At 62.0% G+C, this 22,598-nt stretch carries 23 protein-coding genes; 14 read left to right on the top strand and 9 right to left on the bottom strand.

What is annotated here, in order from left to right; translation table 11 throughout:
* The first annotated feature begins 7 nt into the window (after positions 1-7).
* Positions 8-1,513 carry an HAL/PAL/TAL family ammonia-lyase gene (locus tag AC1D05_RS02720; RefSeq protein WP_477437920.1) on the top strand — a complete coding sequence of 502 codons (1,506 nt, stop codon included), beginning with the start codon at positions 8-10 and terminating at the stop codon, positions 1,511-1,513.
* A gap of 22 nt (positions 1,514-1,535) precedes the next feature.
* Here the strand turns inward: AC1D05_RS02720 and AC1D05_RS02715 are convergent, their stop codons facing one another.
* Positions 1,536-2,114, bottom strand: a complete 579-nt coding sequence (locus tag AC1D05_RS02715; protein WP_477437918.1) for an NUDIX domain-containing protein — start codon at positions 2,112-2,114, stop codon at positions 1,536-1,538.
* Positions 2,115-2,276: 162 nt separating this feature from the next.
* On the opposite strand from AC1D05_RS02715, the gene AC1D05_RS02710 reads away from it, so the two are divergent.
* The 4 genes from AC1D05_RS02710 to AC1D05_RS02695 all read left to right on the top strand — a co-directional run bounded on the left by AC1D05_RS02710 (position 2,277) and on the right by AC1D05_RS02695 (position 4,493).
* Positions 2,277-3,380, top strand: a complete 1,104-nt coding sequence (locus AC1D05_RS02710; protein WP_477437916.1) for an NADH:flavin oxidoreductase/NADH oxidase — start codon at positions 2,277-2,279, stop codon at positions 3,378-3,380.
* 126 nt (positions 3,381-3,506) lie between these two features.
* Complete coding sequence (locus AC1D05_RS02705; RefSeq protein WP_477437914.1) at positions 3,507-3,824, top strand: SH3 domain-containing protein; 318 nt, start codon at positions 3,507-3,509, stop codon at positions 3,822-3,824.
* Between the two features lie 122 nt (positions 3,825-3,946).
* Positions 3,947-4,225 carry a DUF982 domain-containing protein gene (locus AC1D05_RS02700; protein WP_019857850.1) on the top strand — a complete coding sequence of 93 codons (279 nt, stop codon included), beginning with the start codon at positions 3,947-3,949 and terminating at the stop codon, positions 4,223-4,225.
* Between the two features lie 28 nt (positions 4,226-4,253).
* Positions 4,254-4,493, top strand: coding sequence for a DUF2188 domain-containing protein (locus tag AC1D05_RS02695; RefSeq protein WP_140607517.1), 240 nt, complete (start codon positions 4,254-4,256; stop codon positions 4,491-4,493).
* A gap of 453 nt (positions 4,494-4,946) precedes the next feature.
* On the opposite strand, the gene AC1D05_RS02690 is transcribed toward AC1D05_RS02695, so the two are convergent.
* Positions 4,947-5,951, bottom strand: coding sequence for an alpha/beta fold hydrolase (locus AC1D05_RS02690; RefSeq protein ID WP_477437912.1), 1,005 nt, complete (start codon positions 5,949-5,951; stop codon positions 4,947-4,949).
* 153 nt (positions 5,952-6,104) lie between these two features.
* Between AC1D05_RS02690 and AC1D05_RS02685 the strand changes: the two genes are divergently transcribed.
* Entirely contained in the window at positions 6,105-6,848 is a 744-nt protein-coding gene (locus tag AC1D05_RS02685) for a competence/damage-inducible protein A (RefSeq protein ID WP_477437910.1), read from the top strand.
* A 73-nt stretch (positions 6,849-6,921) separates the two neighbouring features.
* Positions 6,922-7,755 (top strand): universal stress protein, encoded by an 834-nt coding sequence (locus AC1D05_RS02680; RefSeq protein WP_477437908.1) that lies wholly within the window; start codon positions 6,922-6,924, stop codon positions 7,753-7,755.
* Positions 7,756-7,775: 20 nt separating this feature from the next.
* Here AC1D05_RS02680 and AC1D05_RS02675 read toward each other — a convergent pair whose 3' ends face one another.
* On the bottom strand, positions 7,776-8,672 hold the full coding sequence (locus AC1D05_RS02675; protein WP_477437906.1) for a LysR family transcriptional regulator: 897 nt from the start codon (positions 8,670-8,672) through the stop codon (positions 7,776-7,778).
* Between the two features lie 174 nt (positions 8,673-8,846).
* Here AC1D05_RS02675 and AC1D05_RS02670 point away from each other — a divergent pair, with 174 nt between their 5' ends.
* The 6 genes from AC1D05_RS02670 to AC1D05_RS02645 all read left to right on the top strand — a co-directional run bounded on the left by AC1D05_RS02670 (position 8,847) and on the right by AC1D05_RS02645 (position 17,450).
* Complete coding sequence (locus AC1D05_RS02670; protein WP_477437904.1) at positions 8,847-10,253, top strand: pyridoxal phosphate-dependent decarboxylase family protein; 1,407 nt, start codon at positions 8,847-8,849, stop codon at positions 10,251-10,253.
* A 101-nt stretch (positions 10,254-10,354) separates the two neighbouring features.
* Positions 10,355-10,855 carry a xanthine phosphoribosyltransferase gene (gene gpt / locus AC1D05_RS02665; RefSeq protein ID WP_027045568.1) on the top strand — a complete coding sequence of 167 codons (501 nt, stop codon included), beginning with the start codon at positions 10,355-10,357 and terminating at the stop codon, positions 10,853-10,855.
* 210 nt (positions 10,856-11,065) lie between these two features.
* On the top strand, positions 11,066-11,554 hold the full coding sequence (locus tag AC1D05_RS02660) for an NUDIX hydrolase (RefSeq protein WP_477437902.1): 489 nt from the start codon (positions 11,066-11,068) through the stop codon (positions 11,552-11,554).
* Positions 11,555-11,661: 107 nt separating this feature from the next.
* Positions 11,662-11,973: a PilZ domain-containing protein gene (locus AC1D05_RS02655; RefSeq protein WP_477437900.1), complete on the top strand. Its 312-nt coding sequence runs from the start codon at positions 11,662-11,664 to the stop codon at positions 11,971-11,973.
* Between the two features lie 660 nt (positions 11,974-12,633).
* Positions 12,634-16,413 (top strand): vitamin B12-dependent ribonucleotide reductase, encoded by a 3,780-nt coding sequence (locus AC1D05_RS02650; RefSeq protein WP_477437898.1) that lies wholly within the window; start codon positions 12,634-12,636, stop codon positions 16,411-16,413.
* Between the two features lie 305 nt (positions 16,414-16,718).
* Entirely contained in the window at positions 16,719-17,450 is a 732-nt protein-coding gene (locus tag AC1D05_RS02645; protein WP_477437896.1) for a hypothetical protein, read from the top strand.
* Between the two features lie 83 nt (positions 17,451-17,533).
* On the opposite strand, the gene AC1D05_RS02640 is transcribed toward AC1D05_RS02645, so the two are convergent.
* From AC1D05_RS02640 to AC1D05_RS02615, 6 genes are all read right to left on the bottom strand, one after another.
* Entirely contained in the window at positions 17,534-18,148 is a 615-nt protein-coding gene (locus tag AC1D05_RS02640) for a hypothetical protein (RefSeq protein ID WP_477437894.1), read from the bottom strand.
* On the bottom strand, positions 18,141-18,662 hold the full coding sequence (locus AC1D05_RS02635) for a hypothetical protein (protein WP_477437893.1): 522 nt from the start codon (positions 18,660-18,662) through the stop codon (positions 18,141-18,143). The genes AC1D05_RS02640 and AC1D05_RS02635 overlap by 8 nt, the downstream gene beginning before the upstream one ends.
* Positions 18,663-18,704: 42 nt before the next feature.
* Complete coding sequence (locus tag AC1D05_RS02630) at positions 18,705-19,670, bottom strand: DUF3592 domain-containing protein (RefSeq protein ID WP_477437891.1); 966 nt, start codon at positions 19,668-19,670, stop codon at positions 18,705-18,707.
* 128 nt (positions 19,671-19,798) lie between these two features.
* Positions 19,799-20,248, bottom strand: coding sequence for a lysozyme inhibitor LprI family protein (locus tag AC1D05_RS02625; RefSeq protein WP_477437889.1), 450 nt, complete (start codon positions 20,246-20,248; stop codon positions 19,799-19,801).
* A gap of 501 nt (positions 20,249-20,749) precedes the next feature.
* Positions 20,750-21,358 carry a methyltransferase gene (locus AC1D05_RS02620; RefSeq protein WP_477437887.1) on the bottom strand — a complete coding sequence of 203 codons (609 nt, stop codon included), beginning with the start codon at positions 21,356-21,358 and terminating at the stop codon, positions 20,750-20,752.
* Between the two features lie 38 nt (positions 21,359-21,396).
* Positions 21,397-21,558, bottom strand: a complete 162-nt coding sequence (locus AC1D05_RS02615) for a hypothetical protein (protein ID WP_477437885.1) — start codon at positions 21,556-21,558, stop codon at positions 21,397-21,399.
* Positions 21,559-21,661: 103 nt separating this feature from the next.
* Here AC1D05_RS02615 and AC1D05_RS02610 point away from each other — a divergent pair, with 103 nt between their 5' ends.
* The gene (locus AC1D05_RS02610; RefSeq protein WP_477437883.1) at positions 21,662-22,573 is read left to right on the top strand and encodes a LysR family transcriptional regulator; all 912 of its coding nucleotides are present in this window, start codon (positions 21,662-21,664) and stop codon (positions 22,571-22,573) included.
* Positions 22,574-22,598 lie beyond the last annotated feature (25 nt).

Here is a 22,598-nt window from a genome sequence, read left to right as displayed (position 1 = left end):
ACCGGCAATGACAATAACGATAGATGGAAACGCCAGTTGGCGCGATATCGCGGGCGTGAGCGAAGGCGAATCCCTGGCGCTTAGCCAGGCAGCGTGGAAGAGGATCGCTTTTGCGAACCAGCTCGTAGCGGCCATCGTCGATAAAGGCATCCGCGCCTATGGCGTCAATACCGGGGTCGGCGCATTGGCGAGCAAGATTGTGGCGCCTGCCCTGCAAAAGAAACTGTCGCGCAATATCATTCGCAGTCACGCGTGCGGCGTTGGTGACCTCGTGCCAAGACGCGGCGTGCGCGCCATCATTGCCGCTCAAGTGGCAAATTTCGCGCATGGCCATTCGGGCGTGAGCCCTGCGATCGTGCGCAATTTGCTCACCTTTATCGAGCGCGACTGCGTTCCCAACGTGCCGTCCCGGGGATCGGCCGGATATTTGACGCACAACGCGCATGTAGCACTGGTCTTGATCGGTGAAGGCAGTGCAACCGTGGCAGGTCGCTCGATGAGCGGGCTCGAGGCTCTGACTGAAATGGGTCTGGAGCCGTTGGAGCTTGGCGCCAAGGAAGGCTTGAGTCTCGTCAATGGCACCGCATGCGCAACCGGCCTGACAAGCATCGCCGTGCGGCGCGCGGAGCGCTTGTTGGGATGGGCTGACGCGGCGGCAGCTTTAACGCTTGAGGCCGCAGGCGCACAAATGCCGGCTTTTGGCGAGGCAATCCTGGCGATGAGGCCCTCACCCGGCATTCAGGACGTGGGCAGATCGCTGCGTGGCTGGCTTCATGGCAGCGAACTTATTGCGCTGGCCCACGGCAGTCGCACGCAGGACGCACTCAGTCTTCGAGCCGTGCCGCATGTCCATGGCGCCGCCCGGGAGGTGCTGGACCGGTCCGCCGAGCTGGTCGACCGCGAACTGGCCGCTGTCACCGACAATCCCGCCGTATTCGGGTCTTTGAAAGATCCTCAGGTTGTTTCAGAAGCGCATGCGGTAGCGCCCGCCCTCGGGCAGGCGGCTGACGGCCTGACCATCGCTTTGGCGCAGGTGGCTGGAATGAGCGAGCGTCGGATCGACCGTCTCGTCAATCCACTTGTCAACAATTTGCCGGCCTTCCTTGCCGATGAGGACGGGGCCAATTCCGGCTTCATGATCGCCCAATACACGGCCACGTCGCTCAGCAACGTCAATCGGCGTTTGGCCGCCCCGGCGGCGACCGACGGCGGCGTCACATCCGGCCTGCAAGAGGATTTTCTTGCTCATCCAACCGTCGCAGCCAACAAGCTGCTGGCGGTCATCGACAACGCGGAATACATTCTGGCGATCGAACTCATGGCAGCCGCGCAGGCACATGATTTTCTGACGCAGCGCGGTGTACGAGCGCCTGGTACCGACACCATCTACCGAATGGTCCGGGAAAACATCGCCCACTATTCGGACGATCGGCCTCTGTCCCGGGACATGGAAGCCTTGCGCAACTTCATCCGCGAAATGGACGTGCCGGCCTGTCCGCAGCACAACTCATAAGGCAACGGCGAGCTTCGAGAGACTAGGCCTTCATCGGGTTCAATTTTAGGTGCTGGATCAAAATGATGGTCTTGGCATCGACGATGCGGCCGTCAGCGATGCCGGCCAGCGCTTCGTCGAGCGGCATTTCCAGAACCTCGATGTCCTCGCCTTCTTCCGCCGCGCCGCCGCCGGCCGAGATGCGGTCGGCGGGCGAATAACGGGCCACGAAGAACCAAAGCCGCTCGGTGACGCTGCCCGGGCTCATGTAAGGCGCAAACAGCCGCTCAATCTTGTTCAGCCGGTAGCCGAGTTCTTCCTCGGCCTCCTTGCGGATGGCGGTCTCCGGATCGTTTTCATCAAGCAGTCCTGCACAGGCCTCGATCAGCGGCTCGCGGTGGCCGGTGACGTAGGCGGGATAGCGGAACTGGCGCACCAGCAGCACGGTCGAGCGGCTGGGATCGTAGGGCAGGATCACCGCACCGTCGCCGCGATCATAGGTCTGGCGGACCTGCGTCTCCCACTGGCCATCACGCCGGCGGTAGTCGAGCACGGTCTTCTTCAACACCGCCCAGTCGTCGGAAAGAACCTCTTCCGAGCGGATGCGAATGCGATCTTCCATTGGATACCTCGGGTATTTGCTGCCAAGCGCAGGCGTAGCCGCGAACCGGCGCCGGTGCAATTGGGGCAGCGATTGGTCCAGCGGGCGTTTCACTCTCTCGTGTGTGGTATGCAAGAGTTCCATTGCCTAAATAACGCGTTCCCCTCCCCCGGAGCCCTTTTCATGACCGCATCGCTTTTTCAGCCGATCACGCTCGACGGCCTCACCTTCCACAATCGCATCGCCGTCGCGCCGATGTGCCAGTATTCCGCCGAGGACGGCTGCGCCAGCGACTGGCATCTCTACCACTGGATGAACCTGGCCATGTCCGGCGCCGGCATGGTCACGGTGGAGATGACCGATGTCGAGCGGCGCGGGCGCATCACGCATGGCTGCCTCGGGCTCTATTCCGATGACAATGAAGCCGCTGCGCGCCGCACGCTGGACGCGGCACGACGCGTCGCCGCGCCGGACACGAAATTCGGCACACAGCTGGCGCACGCCGGCCGCAAGGCCTCGAATCGCAAGCCCTGGGAGGGTGGCGGGCCGCTGCAGCCAAACGAAGACCCCTGGCAGACCGTCTCGGCCTCGGCCATCGCCTACGACACCGGCTGGAACGTGCCGCGCGCGCTCAATGAGGAAGAAATCCTGCAGCTCATCGAGCGCTTCGTCGAAGCCGCAAGGCGGGCTGAACGCGCCGGCTTCGACTTCATCGAATTGCACGCAGCACACGGCTATTTGATCTTCCAGTTCCTGTCGCCGCTGTCCAACCAGCGCACGGACCGCTGGGGCGGCTCGCTGGAAAACCGGATGCGTCTTGTCGTCGAAATCGCCAGGGCGGTGAGACAAGCGGTGCCGAAGCTGATGCTCGGCACGCGCCTGTCGGTGAAGGACTGGGTCGACGGCGGCTTCGACGTCGACGATGCAATCGAGGTGGCGAAAGCCCTGAAGGCCGAGGGCGTCGCCTATCTCTGCTGCTCCAGCGGCGGCAATTCGCCGTTGCAGAAATTGCCCACCGGCCCCGGCTATCAGGTGCATCTGGCGGAAGCCGTGCGCAAGGGCGCCGGCATCCCGACCCGCGCGGTCGGCCTGATCGACGATCCGAAGCAGGCCGAGGCTGTTATCGCCGAGGGCCGTGCCGACATGGTGGCGCTGGCGCGCGCCTTCCTCGCCGACCCGCGCTGGGGTTGGCGTGCTGCCGCCACATTCAGCGAAAAGATCCATCCGGCGCCACAGCTCGCCCGCTCGGTGACGACCATGGAACACTGGATGAAGGCGGCGGGCTGATCGGCCCGTTTTCCTGATACCGGCGCATCCTGCCCAACCCGTCTGCAACAGCCCGCTTCAATTCTCGCCGCAAACTGTTACGTTGGGTGAGGCTGCGGCGGGCGCGGCCGGGCTTGGGAGGAAATCATGTCGTTCAAGGCATTTTTGCCGGCTGCGATGCTTGTGACTGTCGCCGCGTTTTGGCTCGGTGCGTCGACGCCGAGCGTCGCGCAATATTGCGAGGGTACTGTGCACGGCCTGTCCGGGCGCTACAATCTGGCCACCGGCAGCGGCTTTCTCGCCGTGCGGACACGGCCGAACTCGTCATCGCGGATGATCGGCCAGCTGTTCAATGGCAATCACACCGAGATTTTCGACCGGCGCGGCAACTGGTATCAGGTCGAAATCGGCGGCACGACCGGCTGGGCCAACGCACGCTGGCTGCGCAACGATTGCGGCTACTGAGGCTGCTTCGAAAATCGCTCCGGATGGCCGCCGGAGTAGAGGTTCCCAAACAGCTTCTGAGACGTTTGGGCGCAGGCTGACGGCCACTTTTGCAACCAAATTGGCTGCTTTGCGTTGCGGCCATGATGGACAACAAACCTTTTGAAACGCCGGTCGTGGTCGAACTTGGCCATGTCGGCAAATATCGCCATATCCGCAGCACCCAGGAGGCAGCGGAGTGTCTGATGACGGTGTGGCCGCTCAATCGCGGCCCGCGTCATCGTGATGCCCTCGACACTTGCCTCAAAGTGCTGGAAGGTTATCGTTCGACAGCGGAAGCGCGACGGGCATTGATCGAGGCCGCCAGGGAATCGGAAGTGCTGGTGCCCGACGACAGGCTGTCCGACGACCGGCTGCATTGAGCAGGCGGACTTTCAACCGGAGGTTTTGATGGCGAAGCTGACTTACAAGATCGTCGAGCATGACGGCGGTTGGGCCTATAAGGTCGGTTCCACCTTCTCGGAGACATTTCCCACCCATCAGGATGCGTTGCGCGCCGCCGAGATCGCCTCGGCCGAGCAGCAGGTGGCGGGTGCTACGGACGGCATTCAGTATGAGGATGCCGAGGGCAAATGGCATGAGGAACTGGCGGATGGCCGCGACCGGCCGCAGACCGAAGTGTCCGACTGAGCAATTCCAGGAAAAGTCTGAAGAAGAGAACTTGCCGGCAGGAACAGGCAGGGCGCCGACCGCGGACGTCAGGAGAGACGACGTCCTACGGTCAGCGGCTGCCCAGCGGCTGAACTATTTACCGCAATACTGATCGTTCACGTTGCCCTGGGCATTCGCGTCAGGACCGGCCGTGTTGTAGGCACAAGGGCCGGCAGAGCCCGTGCTGCCAAGGGTATCCAGTCCCGAGCGGTCGCCGTTGATGCTTCCGGTCGTGTTCTGGTCAACGCCTGAAGACTCTTCGTTGCCGAAGGGCCACCAGTTGTGATGGTTGGAATATGCGACGTCCGACGATTGCGCCATCGCCGATATGGCGAGACCGATCGTCAGAACCGATGCTGCGAGAAGTTTCCTGTACGTTGCATTACTCCGTGTCTTGGTCGCCTTGGGAGCGACACGCGGTAAACCCGGAAGTCAGCCGATTGGTTCATTGAAATTGTCGTGAGGCTGCGGTGATGGAAACGCGCGGGCGGCAATCCGCTCGATGAAACCAATCACCCGCCTGGGCTCGGCGAACTGCGGCATATGACCGACGTCGTCGACGGGTTCGAAATCGAGCCCTTCGATCTTGCCTCGCATCGGCTCGCCATGGATGCGGATGTCGATGACGCGGTCGGCGGTTCCAAACAGGATGCCGGCCGGCATGGCAATCTCGCCATAGCGTTGCTCGATGCGGCCGAGATCCTGTTCGATGGCCACGACATCGGCTGATGTTGCCTGGAAATGGACTGGCCGCAGCCCGAGCCAGCCACCGCCGTCGACCATGTAGTCCGCGGGAAAAGCCTGCGGCGCGAAGATGAATTCCATCGTCGGCCGCGCATAGCGCAGGCTCAGGGGTATTGCCACGGTGTAGGCCATGATCCAGCGTTTCAGGCGCGAGGGGATATAGAGCAGGTCGAACCGCTGGCGTGCCCTGGTTTCCAGATGCGTCAACGGCCCCAGCAAGGCGATTCCCGAAATCGCCTCGGGATGCTCCACGGCCAGGGTGAGCGTGACGGCGCCACCCAGCGAATGGCCAACCACCAGCGGCCTTTCCAGCCCCAATTTTTCAATGAAGCGGCGCACCAGCGCTGCCTGCTCGGGCAAGCGGCCGGTCGCACCGCGCGCGCGCACCGAATAGCCAGATCCGGGACGATCGAGCGCGATCAGCCGGTAGCCCGGGCCGAAATGTCCGAACAGCGTGTGCCGGAAGTGATGGAGTTGCGCACCAAGCCCGTGCAGGAAGACGATCGGCCGCCCCTCGCCCACATCGACATAGTGGATGCGGTTGCCGTCGATCTCGATGAATTTTCCGACCGGCGGCACCAGTCTTTGCGCCTTCGCCGCGATCCACAGCGTCGCCAACACCAGACAGGCGATCCCCAGGACCGCCAGCAGGAACAACAGGGCCAGCAGCCACGACAGGATCGATATCAGCATTGTTCACCCGGACCAGAACCAGTTTGAGCTTACCCGCATCCGGTTGCGCTGCAACCTCGCATCGAAACGGTTGCCATTGTTCGCCGCCCGGACGGCATTGCCGACAGCCACGTGCCGCGCTATCTCAAGCGACCCGTCCTGCCGGAGCCCTCCATGCCTGAAATCGTTACAGCCGCCATGCTTGTCATCGGCGATGAGATTCTGTCCGGCCGCACCAAGGACAAGAACATCGGCCACCTCGCCGACATCATGACGGCTATAGGCATCGACCTGAAGGAAGTGCGCATCGTTCCCGACGAGGAAGACGAGATCATAGCTGCGGTGAATGCCGTGCGTGCGCGCTATACCTATGTGTTCACCACCGGTGGCATCGGCCCGACCCATGACGACATCACCGCCGATTCGATCGCCAAGGCGTTCGGTGTTCCCTGCGAATACGATGCCAAGGCCTATGCGATGCTGGGCGAAAACTATGCGGCGCGCGGCATCGAATACACCGAGGCGCGCAAGCGCATGGCGCGGATGCCGCGCGGCGCCGACCACATAGATAACCCGGTGTCCGTGGCGCCCGGTTTCCGCATCGGCAACGTCCACGTCATGGCCGGCGTGCCCTCGATCTTCCAGGCCATGCTCGACAATGTCGTGCCGACGCTGAAGACCGGCACGAAAATGCTGTCGGCGACAGTGCACTGTCCGTTCGGCGAAGGCCTTATCGGCGGGCCATTGGGTGAGATCCAGAAGGCGCATCCGGACACCATCATCGGCTCCTATCCAAAGTATGGCGACGGCAAGTTCTGGACCGAACTGGTCGTTCGCGCCCGCAGCCAGGAGGCGCTCGACGCCGCGCGCGCCGATGTCGAGGCAATGGTGGCGGGTTTCGCCGCCAAGGCGAGCTGAGGCCGGAACCAAGCACGGCGCGCCAACGTTTCCTTGCACGCGAGATCGACGCTCGCCAGATTGAGGGATCACCATGCGCTTCAAGACCATCGTTGCCATTCTGCAGAACGAGCAGGACGCTGAACGCGTGCTCGACTGCGCCATTCCGCTCGCCAGCCGCTTCGAGAGCCATCTGATCGGCATCCATGCCGAGGCGCTTCCGGTGCCCTACACGTCTGCGACCGGTTTTCCCGATACCGAATTCCTGCAGGTCTCGGCCGACATGAACCGGGAGCGGGCCGACAAGCTGCAGGCCGTCTTCCTCAAGCGCATCGAGGATTCCGGCCTTTCCTTCGAGTGGCGCAGCCTGGAGAGTTTCTCCGGCGACAGCGCGCTGACCGGCATTTCGAGCGTGCGCGCCGCTGATCTGATCATTGCCGCCCAGCGCGATACGGGCGGCGACCCGAGCGCCGATGTCGATACGCTGGTCTATGATGCCGGCCGGCCGGTGCTGGTGGTGCCACATGCGGGCCCGCTGGTCACCACGTTCAAGCATGTGCTGCTCGCCTGGAACGGCAGCAAGGAAGCCGCTCGTGCCGCCTTCGACGCCCTGCCCTTCATCATCGAGGCGGAGAAAACCGACATATTGGTCATCGATCCGCCTGATACGCTCGACGAAAGTCCGGAAGCCGCCGGCGCCGAAATCGCATCGGCCCTGTCGCGCCATGGCGCCAACGTGAGCGTCTCGGTGCAGAAATCGGGCGGCACCTCGGTCGACGACATGATCCAGAACAGGATCGCCGAGACCGGCGCCGATCTCCTGGTGCTGGGCGCCTACAGCCACTCCTGGCTGCGCCAGCTGCTGTTCGGCGGCGTGACGCGCACGGTGCTGCGTACGACGCAGGTGGCGGCCTTCCTGTCGCGTTAGGTTGCGTGGATCGAGGATCTCTAGCGCGCGGCGAAGTACGCCCCGACATGGTCGACAACGGCGGAAGTCAGGTCATCCGCCGCGTGAGGGCTGCGTCGCAAAGCGACATCGTAGTAACCGACAGATGGAAGACCGTGCTCCGGCCCGAACGGCGCCAGTTCGCCCGACAAGGCTGCAATCGGCAGCGGCGCGACCGCCAACCCAGCCAGCACCGGGGCGAGCTGACCAGTGAGGTTCTCGCTTGTACAAACGATGTGATAAGAGATGCCGGCTGCGTCGAGCGCGTCGATGGCTGCCTTGCGCCACACGCAACTCGTCGGACCTGCGGCGACCGCCAGCGGACGACGCAAGTGGGCACTCCCATGCGCAAGGCCGGCCCATACAAGCCGGTCTCTGTGGATAGCCGTCTCGGGTGATCCAGTTCGACCTGTCGCGCCGGCGGTCACCAGCGCAACATCCAGTTCGCCCTCATCCAGCATCCGCGACACCATGCTGCTCGCGCGGCAGGTCACGTTGATTTCCATCAAGGGGTACGCGGCCGCATAGCTGGAGAGAACTGAGGGAAGGAACGCAACGGCATATTCGTCCGTCATTCCCAGTCGCACTGCGCGCCCATGCGACAAGCGGTTGAACCGCGCCACCGCTTCTTCAGCGATCCCAAGGACACGCCGCGCGTAGGTCAGAAGCGCTTCTCCTGCTGGCGTCAGCGCTATGGATCGCCCCTGATGCACGAAGACCGGCTGTCCGATCTGCGTCTCGAGTCGCTTCATTTGCATGCTGACTGCCGACGGCGTGCGATGCACTATCCGGGCAGCGCCGACAAAGCTGCCGGCGTCGACAACTGCCATCAGAGTACGCAGGAGCACATTGTCCAGTGCCAACAGAACACCCGAGTCCGGCCGTGCGTTGTTCGACATGAGTGGCAGCCCCAATTCACCAATTTAGCTGACGACGAATGTAAATCCTTTTCGTTTCTCGGAGCAATCAGCATCGGCCAAACTGAGTGACCCAACCGGACCGATCCGGTTCGACTGACAGGGTGGGCGGCTATCAGCGCCCGTGCATCGCTATTGCTTGGAGAGGTCCATTCAATGAACACGGCGCTCAAGCTCGCATACCACGCTGCACGAGCATGGATCGACGGACTGGACGATCGTTCCGTGGCCGCCACGGCCGGCCTATCGGACCTCAAGCAATGCTTCGCCGGTCCATTGCCGCCCGATGGCAGCAATGCGCGGGACGTGATCCGTGCACTTGTCCGAGACGCCGATGCAGGCATGCATGGCAGCGCGGGTGGACGCTTCTTCGCCTGGGTGATTGGCGGTGGGCTGGAATCCGCACTCGCGGCCGACTGGCTCGTTGCCACCTGGGATCAGAACGCAGCGCTCTATTCGGCCAGTCCTGCATCCGCGGTAATCGAAGAGACAGCTGGCGAATGGATCAAGGAACTGCTCGATCTGCCGCGAGACGCCTCCTTTGCTTTCACCAGCGGCTGCCAGATGGCGCACATGACGAGCCTTGCGGCTGCGCGAGCCGCTCTCCTCAAGCGCGTCGGCTGGAGTGTGGAAGAGGACGGGTTGTTTGGAGCCCCTGAAATCAGAGTCCTCACGAGTGACCAGCGGCACGTCACCATAGACCGCGCGGTGCGCTTTCTGGGGATCGGCCGCAATGCCATCGAACAATTGAAAACGGACGGGGATGGGCGAGTCTCTACTGCGGCTCTCGACGGTGCGCTTTCCGAAAACTCCAAGCCGGCCATACTCGTGCTCAATGCCGCCGACTTGAACATCGGCGCATGCGACCCGTTCAAGGACTTGATCCCAATGGCACATTCGGCTGGTGCCTGGGTTCACATCGACGGCGCCTTCGGTCTCTTCGCACGCGCGAGCCGAACGTACCGTCACCTGCTCGACGGTGTGGAAACGGCTGACAGCTGGGCGACCGACGGCCACAAATGGTTGAACGTCCCCTTCGACTGCGGTATCGCTGTCGTCGCGGATCGCAACGCGCATCGGACTGCGATGACATCGAACGCCTCCTATGTCGCGCCGGTAACAATCGCGCGGGACCAGCTGGACTGGAATCCGGAATACTCTCGCCGGGCACGCGGCGTTCCCGTCTACGCCGCGCTCAAGGAACTTGGCCGCAACGGCGTAGAGGCTCTGGTGGATCGCTGCTGTGCGCATTGCGCCAGCATCGTCGAGGGGATAGGTAAACTGCCGGGTGCCGAGATCCTGGCAAGGCCAACGCTCAATCAAGGCCTGCTCCGTTTCGTTCGGCCAGGCGCATCACCTGGCGAAAACGATGTCTTTACCGACGAGACGATTCAAAGAATCAATGCCACGGGCGAAGCCTTCTTCTCCGGCACCACATGGCGCAGCCGGCGTGCCATGCGCGTCAGTGTGGTCAACTGGCGCACCGGCGACCAGGACGTCAAGCGGGCAATCGCGGCCGCGACTTCCGTGCTGAAGTCGGAAGCAGCCACGCCTGTCGACTGACGGTCCTGCCACTTGCCAAGTCCAAGGTTTTCCAGTTAATTCCGCGCGCATTCCCCTGTTTTTGTGCACGCGGTCTTCGCGTGCTGCGGAGTGCGCGAAAAATGTCCCTTCCCGAAAAAGCCTTCCCGGTCTCCTGGGACCAGTTCCATCGTGACGCCCGTGCGCTTTCCTGGCGGCTTTCCGGCGCCAACAAGGGACAATGGAGAGCGATCGTCTGCATCACCCGCGGCGGTCTGGTCCCTGCGGCGATCATTGCACGCGAGCTCGGCATCCGCGTCATCGAGACGGTCTGCGTCGCCTCCTATCATGACTACACCAGCCAGGGGCAGTTGCAGGTGCTGAAGGAAATCACGCCCGCGCTGCTTGCCGACGATGGCGCCGGGGTGCTGATCATCGACGACCTGACCGACACCGGCAAGACCGCCGGCATCGTGCGGGCGATGATGCCCAAGGCGCATTTCGCCACCGTCTACGCCAAGCCCAAGGGCCGGCCGCTGGTCGATACTTTCGTGACCGAGGTCAGCCAGGACACCTGGATCTATTTCCCCTGGGACATGGGCTTCACCTACCAGAAGCCGATCGCCGACGACCACGCCGGCTGATTCGCAACAAGCCGCATTTTTCCAGATAAGCCGCACCGATGACAATATTTGCTTCCGCGGACGGGCCTGCGGGGCAGGATATCCTGTGAAATCGACCTTCGTTGACGGGACTCGGCCAGCCTGATCAAAGTTTTTACTTTTATTGGTCACAATTAGCCGTAAGATTCGTAAGGCGGCAAACGATTCTGGAGGCTGGGGCTAGCTTCTCCGATGTTGACAAGGCCAACGACGCACAACCATCTGGCTGAAAGGGTCCGGCGACTCTTCGGCACCGCGCCGTGCCGTCTGCAGGTTGCTGCGCTGCCTTGGCGCGATACTGGGAACGGCGTCGAGATCATGCTGATCACCAGCCGCGATACGGGCCGCTGGGTGTTGCCGAAGGGCTGGCCGGAGGCCAGGGAGCCGCTCTGCGAGGCGGCGGCGCGGGAAGCCGGCGAGGAAGCCGGGTTGCGCGGAAACATCTCCCATCTCGAAGCTGGCCGTTATTTCTATGCCAAGGTGCTGGCATCAGGCGAAGAAGTGCCTTGCGAGGTGCTGGTGTTTCCGCTGCACGTCGACAGGATCGCCGATCGCTGGAAGGAAAAGCGCTCGCGCACCCGCAAATGGGTCAATTCCAGCGAAGCGGTGCGCATGGTCAATGAACCGGACCTTTGCCAGATCATCGCCTATTTCTGCGCCGACCCGCTCAGGTTCGCCTAAGCGGCATCTTCGCGCGCTCTATGGCGGATTCACAACCATGTGATGTACCGCATGAATGGTTTGCTAATTTTTCTTCGCTAAGAATCGGCCAGTCTGGCGATTGAGCGATGGCAAACTCTGTAGACCCACTTAAGCAAGATTCCGACGCCTCCAAGCGCGAGCACCGTCCGCGCGTGCTCAAGGGCGGTTCCGTCATCACCGGCATTCAAAACTCGGAAGTCGGCGTTACGCTGCGCAACCAGCATGCTGGCGGTGCCGAATTGAAAGTTCCGCTCGAGTCGCGGGTGCCCGATCGTTTCCTTCTCTATGTGCCGCTCGACGGCGTCGCCTATCGCTGCGAGGTCCGCTGGCGCCGCAACGATCGGATCGGAGTACAGTTCACCGGCACCGAGCCCAAGCCGAAGCTGCATTACGGCTGACCCGATCTATCGCAGCCTGTTCGGCTTGCCCGGACTCACCCGACAGTGATCTCCGGTCGCGGAGGCATGCGTGCCTGTCGCCGGCAAACAGCGATCTCTCGTGCTCAATTCTATCCCCGTTATCCACATGTGTGACACACAAGATGTTGGGGTCACAAAAGCTACGCAAACGAATCCTTGACGGCGCAAAACGAGTCGCCTTTTATAGGCCATGCGCTCCTGTTGAGAGTGCGACCGGAAAGTTCTGAGCCCGGTCTTTTTCCCGGATTATGTGCGTTTTTGCCCGCATTTCCGCCTGTTTACGAGGCCGGCGGAAGCGTTGGGATTGTGGGTGGTGGGGCGACGAAAGGGAGAATTGTCGGACTGGAATAAATTGTCTGTTAATACTATATTTAGTGTTTGCAGGTAGGTTCGACGCTAGATAGTGTGAAATTCCCTCGGGTGAGGGAATCGAAAAAATCAGATTTGAGGGACCCGCGAGGTTCCCCGGCGCGTTGTGACAGAGGCTTCATAAGGAGCCCAGGCAGCAAGTGCTGGGGAGGTCGCGAAATGGAGAGCCGGTCGTTTTCGAACGCCGGCAGACGGCGGACATGCGCGTTTCGCAATGGGGGCAGAAATCCCTGGGGAAAAGCGCTATATATAGACAAAAGGACCGGACCAATGCGCATCGAGCGTCGCTTCACCAAGCCAGGCCAATCAGCTTATGCGGAGATCGAATTCCGCAAGGCCCTTTCCGAGATCAAGAATCCGGATGGCTCGGTGGTGTTCCGCTTGGACAATATCGATGTGCCGGCGCAATTCTCCCAGGTCGCCGCCGACATCCTGGCGCAGAAATATTTCCGCAAGGCCGGTGTTCCCGCGCGGCTGAAGAAGGTCGAGGAGAACGACGTCCCCTCCTTCCTGTGGCGCTCCGTCGCCGACGAGGCCGAGCTTGCCAAGCTGCCGGAAGGCGAGCGCTACGGGTCCGAGATCGACGCCCGCCAGGTCTTCGACCGGCTGGCCGGCACCTGGACCTACTGGGGCTGGAAGGGCGGCTACTTCAAGACGTCGGAGGAAGACGCGCGCGCTTTCCGCGATGAGCTTGCCTATATGCTGGCCACCCAGCGCGTCGCGCCGAATTCGCCGCAATGGTTCAACACCGGCCTGCACTGGGCCTACGGCATCGACGGACCGAGCCAGGGTCACTTCTATGTCGACCCCTTCACCGGCAAGCTGACCAAGTCGAAGTCGTCCTACGAGCATCCGCAGCCGCATGCCTGCTTCATCCAGGGCGTGCAGGACGACCTCGTCAACGAGGGCGGCATCATGGATCTTTGGGTGCGTGAAGCGCGCCTGTTCAAATATGGCTCGGGCACCGGCTCGAACTTCTCGCTCCTGCGCGGCGAAGGCGAAAAGCTGTCCGGCGGCGGCCGCTCGTCCGGCCTGATGAGCTTCCTCAAGATCGGCGACCGCGCGGCAGGCGCCATCAAGTCGGGCGGCACGACGCGCCGCGCCGCGAAAATGGTCATCGTCGACGCCGACCACCCCGATATCGAGGAATTCATCGACTGGAAGGTCAATGAAGAGCAGAAGGTCGCCTCGCTGGTGACCGGCTCCAAGATCGTCAAGAAGCATCTTGAGTTGATCATGAAGGCCTGCGTCAATTGCGAAGGCAATGGCGAGGATTGCTTCGATCCGGCCATCAACACGGCGCTGAAGCGCGAGATCAAGGCGGCCAAGAAGGACGCGGTGCCGGAGAACTACATCTACCGCGTCATCCAGTTCGCCAAGCAGGGCTACACCTCGATGTCGTTCAAGACCTACGACACGGACTGGGATTCGGATGCCTATCTGACGGTTTCGGGCCAGAACTCCAACAATTCGGTGTCGCTGAAGGACAATTTCCTGCGCGCCGTCGAGCAGGACGCCGACTGGCACCTGACCGCCCGCAAGGACGGCAAGGTGCTGAAGACGCTGAAGGCGCGGGATCTCTGGGAAAAGATCGGCTACGCCGCCTGGGCCTCGGCCGATCCCGGCCTGCACTTCAACACGACGATGAACGACTGGCACACCTGCGCTTCCGCCGGTGCGATCCGGGCCTCCAACCCGTGCTCGGAATACATGTTCCTCGACGACACGGCCTGCAATCTCGCCTCGATCAACCTGCTGCCCTACCGCAATGGCGACGGCACGATCGACATTGCCGCCTACGAGCACACGGTGCGGCTGTGGACCATCGTGCTCGAAATCTCTGTGATGATGGCGCAGTTCCCGTCGAAGGAGATCGCCAAGCAGTCTTACGAATACCGCACGCTCGGCTTGGGCTACGCCAACATTGGCGGCCTGCTGATGACCTCGGGCATTCCCTATGACTCGGACGAAGGCCGCGCCATCTGCGCCGCGCTCACGGCGATCATGACCGGCATGGCCTATGCCACTTCGGCCGAAATGGCCGCCGAGCTCGGCGCCTTCGCCGACTATGATCGTAACGCCCAGAACATGCTGCGCGTCATGCGCAACCATCGCCGTGCCGCCTATGGCGACAAGGACGGCTACGAGAAGCTGGCCGTCAATCCGGTGCCGCTGGTCGCTTCCGATCTCAAGCAGCAGGCGCTTGTCGAGCATGCGAAGGCCGCCTGGGACCGCGCCATCGAGCTTGGCGAGGAGCATGGCTACCGCAATGCGCAGGCGACCGTCATCGCGCCGACCGGCACGATCGGTCTGGTCATGGATTGCGACACCACCGGCATCGAGCCCGACTTCGCGTTGGTGAAGTTCAAGAAGCTCGCCGGCGGCGGTTACTTCAAGATCATCAACCGCGCCGTGCCGGAAGCTTTGCGCACGCTCGGCTATTCCGAAGCCCAGATCGGCGAGATCGAGGCCTATGCGGTCGGCCACGGCAACCTCAACCAGGCGCCAGCCATCAACCCTGGCTCGCTCAAGGCGAAAGGCTTCACCGACGAGAAGATCGCGGCGCTCAATGCGGCGCTGAAGTCGGCCTTCGACATCAAGTTCGTCTTCAACCAGTGGACGCTCGGCGCCGACTGGGTGAAGGAGACGTTCGGCTTCACCGACGAGCAGCTAAACGACTTCTCGTTCGAGATCCTGCCGGCGCTCGGCTTCTCCAGGAAGGATATCGAGGCCGCCAACATCCATGTCTGCGGTGCGATGACTTTGGAAGGCGCGCCCTTCCTCAAGGCCGAGCACATCGCGGTGTTCGATTGCGCCAGCCCCTGCGGCAAGATCGGCAAGCGCTCGCTTTCGATCAACAGCCACATCCAGATGATGGCGGCGGCACAGCCCTTCATCTCCGGCGCCATCTCCAAGACCATCAACATGCCCAACGACGCGACGGTGGAAGACGCCAAGGGCGCCTACATGCTGTCGTGGAAGCTGGCACTGAAGGCCAACGCGCTTTACCGCGACGGCTCGAAACTGTCGCAGCCGCTGAACGCCTCGCTGCTCGCCGATGGCGAGGAGGACGAGGACGATGCGGTCGAGCAGCTGATCGCGGCCCCGGCCGCGGCACGTGCGGCGCAGATCACCGAGCGGATCGTCGAACGCATCATCGAGCGCGTGTCGCGCGAGCAGGAAAAGCTGCCCGGCCGCCGCAAGGGTTATACGCAGAAGGCCAAGATCGGTGGCAACACCATCTTCCTGCGCACCGGCGAATATGATGACGGCCGCCTCGGCGAGATCTTCATCGACATGAACAAGGAAGGTGCGACGCTGCGTGGCCTTCTCAACAACTTCGCCATCGCCATTTCGCTCGGCCTGCAGTACGGCGTGCCGCTCGACGAATATGTGCATGCCTTCACCTTCACCAAGTTCGAGCCGGCGGGCATGGTGCAGGGCAATGACGCCATCAAGAGCGCGACATCGATCCTCGACTACGTGTTCCGTGAGCTCGCCATCTCGTATCTCGGCCGCAACGACCTCGCCCATGTCGACCAGTCGGACTTTTCCAACACCGCACTTGGCCGCAACATCAGCGAAGGCAAGACCGACGCCGTCTCCAAGGGCCTGACCCGTGGTTCGCCGGTGAAGCTGGTGTCGAGGGCAATCGGCAACGAGCCGAAGGGTTTCGCCGGTTCCGCAGGAACCCCTGCCCGCTCGGCGCCGACCGCCTTCTCCGGCTCCAACGTGCTGGCGTTGAAGCCGGCCAGCGACGAGGCGGTCGCCTACAAGCGCGATTATGAGGATCGCGCCAAGGAACTGGCCGAGGACATCGCCTTCGAGGAAGCGGCAGGCTCTGCTACCGACACCACGGCGGCACTGTTCACCGACGCCGCAGCCAATGAAGCGGCCGAAGCGAAGAAACTCGCCGCCGACCGCCGCGCCAGGTCACTGCTGCAAGGCTACACCGGCAATTCCTGCTCCGAGTGCCAGAACTTTACGATGGTGCGGAACGGGACTTGCGAGAAGTGCGATACGTGCGGTGCGACCAGCGGGTGCAGCTGAGGCAATTCTGAGGTGCTAAACGCAATATCATCGGCCCGGTCATATGATCGGGCCGAAATGGTAAAAGGAACAAAAAGGGTACAACGCATAAGGATGTCTTTATGTGACATCCTCAGAAAACACCAAAGGCCGCCCCCTACCGGAGCGGCCTTTGGTACCGCGAATAAGCCGAAGCCCACGCGGGGCGACGAGATCAAGAATCCCACCTCCTGTTGCAAGGTTATTATATGGAGATTCTGATCTGGGAGTCGAGAAGGCATCGGTAGCTGGTGTGACTTTAACGGCTCAAGAAAGGCCTTCTCGTTATGAAAACCGAACCACAAATTAGTGCCAATAAACTGATCGAATATTGCTTCGCTCGGTCGACCCGCCGAACTGCGATCATTGAAGATATCATCAGACCTAAGAGCTTCCTTCTCGACACACGCTACAACGAGATTGAGCGCGCGATGATGCATTTCATTGAAACTCATGGTCATGATGACAGCCGACTATCTCAACTCGACGGGGCCCTATTGTCTCGCCAACCTGCCACTTCGCACGACGAACAGAGGCTTCTTACGGCCCACGATGCAATCGAACTCTGCCGTACTATGAGCTTGGCCAAACTGCCTGCTACTGCGAAATTAATCGGCATTTCAGATAGTCAGCCAAAATTCTCTCTTGGCGGCGTCTCCGTTAGCGTCCGGCCGACTAACTCAGTGAAGTTGCCACAGATAGGGAAGAAGGAATTGGGCCTCGGCTTGATCAAGCCTTATCTCTGCAAGACGCTACCACTGACGACAGAAACTTCGTCACTCCATGGGGCTCTTCTCCACTGGTATGCGGAAGAATTCTTCAAAGGTGCCGGCGAACCACGTGCAGAATTCTGTTTTGTCGTTGATGTGTTTGCGCAGAAGATTTTCGCTGCGCCTGGCAACTTCAGCCAACGCAGAAAACTGCTGGCCGCCTCGTGCCAAGAGATTGCCGACCGTTGGCAGTCGATTCGGGCAAGGCTAGTTGCCGATGAAGCATCCCGTCAGACGCGAATTAGATGATCTGCCAACTATCTCCACCTTCTCCCTTGTGGCCGGGAGGAGGTGGCTGAGCTAAGCTTTGCCGAAGACTCTGATCCCACCCCTCACCCCGCCGACAAAACCCGCAACGTCTGCTCATCAAACAACGGCTCGTCCTGGCCAACACGCACGAACAGCACTTTCCGCCCCGCCGGGATCTCGAAATACTGGATGCCGTCAGGCATTTCACCCCAGTCGCCGCAGGGCGGGTCGGGAACCTCGTCGGGGTTGGCGAGCGCTTTCAGCTCTTTCGCGTAGGCGGCATCGGGGCTGAATGTGTAGCGTTTGACGCCGGCGGGAACGGTGCCCTCCGTGTAAGGCGCCAGCACACAGCGGGCGCTGACGGCCTTGTCGGTCTTTTCCAGGAACAGGCGCTGCAAGGCGGCTTCGGCGGTTTCGCCTGATTTGATGTCGAACACTTCGACCAGAGGATCGGCCGCGCCGCCATCGCTGTATTTGATGGCGAGCGCGTTGCCGGCGAATTCGAAATGGATCTGGCGGAAGCCGAAATCGCAGCGCTGCGCCCAGGCGGCAAGGCCGACGGTCTTGTCGGCGAGTTTTTCCCAGACGCATTTGTCGACCGGCGGGCGCGACGGTGCCGGCTCGTCGGCCATGGCGGATATCGTCGCGGATGCAAACAGGGCGCAGGCCCAGGCGATCGATCTCATGGCGCTAGTCATCGCGGCATCCAGTCAAGGTGAAGGCATCCCATGCCGAGCCATTCGGATTGGCGTTGGCGAAATCGGCCCATTCGGTGAAAGCCACGCCGAAATCGGGCAGCAACAGCCCTTTCGGCGCCGGTGTCGCTTCGCGCGAATTCAACTGTTCGGCGCCGCCGCCGGTCAAGGCGTAGACCTGGCCGTCCCATATCCGGCACAGCCCGCTGCCATCTTGCAGCCCCGCCTCGCGGTCGTCGTCGGTGCAGGTGTGGCGAATGGTGCCGAGCGGAAACGAATTCCTGCCATTGGTCCAGGTGATGTCGGCCGGCAGGTTTTTGTCGGTGTTGGGCACGGTCAGCGAAAACACCTGCGCGGTGAGCGCCGCCGGCTCATTGTCCAGCGGCCGGAATTGCAGAACCGCACCCGATCGCGGCTCGCGGTAGGTGGCGTGGCTCAGCAGACATTCCTTGGCGCTCGCCGCCTGTAAGGAGCCGAGCAGACCCAGGACAACAAAGGCCAGTCTGCGAATGATCATCGGATGTTCCCGGGAAGCGTTATGGAAGCCAAAAGCCTGTCCTCACACCAGCCCGACGAGCCAGGCGGCGCCGCCGAGAAATCCTGCCGAACAGACCCACAGCAACCAGAGCCCGCGCACCCTGCATTCGAGCACCGCCGAGGCCGGGTTGGCGGGGTCATAGTGCACTTCGACCTTGCTACCGTCGGCATAGCTCTGCGCCTGACCGCTGACGAGGCCGGGCAAGGAAGCCGTGACCGTGGCGCCGAAGGTGACGCGGTCGGAGGTGTAGCGCTGACCGGCGACACCGTAGGTGTAGACGATGCGAGATTTGAAGACGGTGCGCCAGCGTCGATAACCGCTATAGTTTCGCAGCGCCTGCAGACCCGAGGACTCGATGCGGCCGGCAACGACCGGCCATTTTGCCGCCTGCTCGGCCAGCGATTTCTGGGCGAACCCCATGCGCAAGGCGAACAGGCCCATGAACAGCAGCAGAGCCGCGGCGCCGAGGTTCTGCGGCTTAGGCAGATGCGGCCGGATCGCCTCCAGGAGCCCGCCGACGGAAAACACCAGAACGACCGCGACGATCACCAGCCCTGCCGAGAGCTGGAACATGAACTTGAAGGCGCCATCGGGCATAGTGCGCTCGATCACGGCCTTGCTCGGATCAGCCGGATTGTAGAAGACGGTCACGTCGGCGCCGCGGGGAAACTGCGCCAGGGTCTCGGCGACTTCGAAATTCCCCAAATTCTCCTTCACGCTGTAGCGCGAGCTTTGAAATTTCTTGCCAGCCACCTTGTATTCGAAGGTGATCGCCGGAAAATTGCGCATCTCGGTGGTATCGCTGCTGTCCGAGCCAACGCCCGAGCTTCTGACCTCACGCGCCTCGACGCGCGATGAGATAATCTTTCCCGGCGTCGGCAACCAGCGGCTGAGCGCCTGCACCTCGCGCCATTTCACGAAGGTGATGAGCGACAACATACCCGCGACCGCGCAGGCAAAGCCGACAAGCAGAATTTTGAGCTCCACCCTGATCCCCCCGGAGTGCAGGAACCGGCACTAAACAGCACCGCGGCGGCAATGTCTCGCTTATTCGCAAAGTCGGGTGATGAGCGGCCGGGCAAGCATCAGTGGCGGCCGCTTAGTCATCGATCGCCCTATTCGTCGATCGCCATGACGCGGACATACCCCTCCAGCAGGAGCGCGCGATCCCGGATGACATTGGTCGCGTCGGCAGCCTGCATGGGCACATACATCGTGCCTTGCCTTGTTTCGTAGAGAGCGTCCCTTGCCTTGGCCTCGCTGTCGCGAAAGGCCAGCCAGGCGCGTTGCGACAGGCGCAGCTGCTGTGCCGCCTCGCGCTGCAATTCGTGCATGAGCGTCGCATAGGCGGCATTCATGCGGCGATCATAGTCACCCGTTGCCGCCGCCTCGCATTCGGTTTGGCCTGCAGTCGAGCCATTGGCCGGGTCGTTCAGGCAGCGGTCGAGGGTGTCGGCAGTGGGGTCCTTCAGACCCGAGGCCATCAGCTTCGCCAGCAGCGCTGTCAACAGGCAGGCCAGCGCCCCGCCGATGAGCCAAGATGTCCCTGTCAGCTTGTTCCGCATTTCGCCCCCAGAAGATGGCCTTAAAGCGCGGCTGGCAGCCGCACGTGAAAATCATCTTCCGCCATTGTGGAGGCAATATGCCTGGGCGCAAGTCGGCGTCATCGCAGGGTTCTCGACATCGACTGTAACGCGCGCGCTCCTTCTGCCCTGTGGGGTTAAGCTATGCACACATCTTCTGTGATTGGCGTGACTGATCAGCCTGAGGCTTGATTGCCAGGTGGTTCCCCCAATCCGTCGCTGCTTCGCAGCGCCACCTTTCCCCCCGCCGGAGGGAAAGGAAGGGAGCGCTGCTGGACGAGCGTTGACGGCAAAAAGCTTGGCACCTTTCCTCTACCCCGTCGATCGGGGGAGAGGTGGCTCGGCGAAGCCGAGACGGAGTGGGGGTCGACCAGCGCAGCATAGGACAATGCATGCGCCAAGCTGCCATGCACGCTATCGCCAAAGACCAGCTGCTTGGAAATGTGTGCATGCCGTAGCTGTTGGAGAAGGGAAGAAATCCCTTCATGCCGGCCTTATAGCCAGGAACGTGTTCCATTCTTCGTCGTTGCGACCCAGGTTGAAATCGTCCCTGAGAAGCACCAGCCCGGCGGCTTCGAGACGGGCCGCAAAATCGTCCCTGCGCCAGTAGACCGTATGATATTCGCCTGATGTTTCGCCATCGCCATTGCGCATCGATACGAGGAAGGCGCCGCCTGGCCGCAGCGACCCTTCTATCCTGGCAAGCACCTGGTCGGTCTGGTCGCGCGGCACATGGATCAGGACGGCCAAGGCCAGGACGGCGTCATAGGGGCCGCCGAGATCATCGGTGAGGAGATCGAGAAGCTCGCCATGCTTGCCGCGCGCGGCTTGCAATTCGAGAAACCGCTTTGTCGCGTCGGTGCGGCGAACCTTGACGCCCAGGCCCTCCAGAAAGTCCGCATCGTAGCCCGCTCCCGACCCGACCTCCAGAATCCGGCCTCCGGTGCCGGCAATCGCCACAAGCCGCTTCAGCGATGCCTGCTCTCTCTCGTTGGGGACATGCCGCACGATGGCATCGTAGCGTTCCGCATAATCCTCATAGGCATTGATCGTTTGACGGCTCTTCGCCAGAGCCTCCGATGACGCGTCCATCTTTCCCTCCCTTGCATCCATGTGGGTCAAAAGCTTCCTCAGCGACTGCTGCCGGGAGGCACGTGTCCGTCGAGCACGCCGATGTCGCGCAGGAAATGGTCCGATAAAGAACGCTGGTCAAGCAGGCCGCGCCTGCGGGGTCTGAACGGCGCGGTGAACAGGTCGAGCATCGGACGACGAAGCGGATTGCAGAGGGTCATTGCCGTGTCCTTTCAGGTTCGAGTTGATGACCTATCATGCCTGTTTGCGGCCTTGGCTTCCAATCGAACGTCGCGTAGCATGCATCAGGAGGACTGATGCGTCATGAGTTGGGATCTACCGCCCTTAGGGGCCATCCGGGTGTTCGAAGCCGCGGCTAGACTGGGCAGTTTTACCAAAGCGGCCGAAGAACTCGGCATGACCCAGTCAGCGGCCAGCTATCAGATCAAGGTGCTGGAGGAACGCGCCGGGACACCGCTTTTCATAAGAAAAACAAGACAGATCGCCTTGACCGAGGCGGGGCAGCACTTGGCGCCGCACGCCACGGGCGCGTTCTCTGCCCTGGCGGATGCATGGGTCGCCACCAAGGGTGGAGCGAGCGGCGTGCTTTCGCTGACGACCATGGCGACATTTGCATCGAACTGGCTGGCCGTGTGGCTTGGAACATTCCAGCTGATGCATCCCGACCTCGCCGTGAAGGTGGATACATCGTCGAGGCTGGTCGATTTCGGGCGCGAGGGCATGGATATCGGCATCCGGACCGGCACCGGCAAATGGCCCGACCTGACCGCCCACTATCTGTTCAAGGCCGACTACACGCCGATGCTCAGCCCAAAACTGGCCGAGAGCGTCGGCGGCATCCGCCACCCCGAGGATCTCTACAAGGTGCCGCTATGCGGCCCTGACGATCCCTGGTGGAAAATCTGGTTCGAAGCAGCCGGCGTGCCCTTCGATCCCGCGCGTGTCATCCCCGGCCCGGCACTCGGCGGGCAGGCTTATGATGCGATGGCGGCACTGACCGATCAGGCCGCTGCCATCCTCACGCAAAATCTCTACAGCGCGCTTTTGACGAGGGGGCAGCTGATAAAGCCTTTCGACATCGTCGGGTCCGATGGCGACGGCTATTGGCTGGTGCACCTGGAAAGCCGCCGCAACGTACCGAAGATCAAGGTGTTCCGGGACTGGGTGCTTGCCCAGACTGCCGAGATTCGAGAACAGGAAGCCCGCCAGGCATAGGCTTGCAGGCGCAGCCGCAACAGAG

The organism is Mesorhizobium sp. P2_E9, from assembly GCF_056403815.1.
This window is presented reverse-complemented; position numbering and strand designations above follow the sequence as displayed.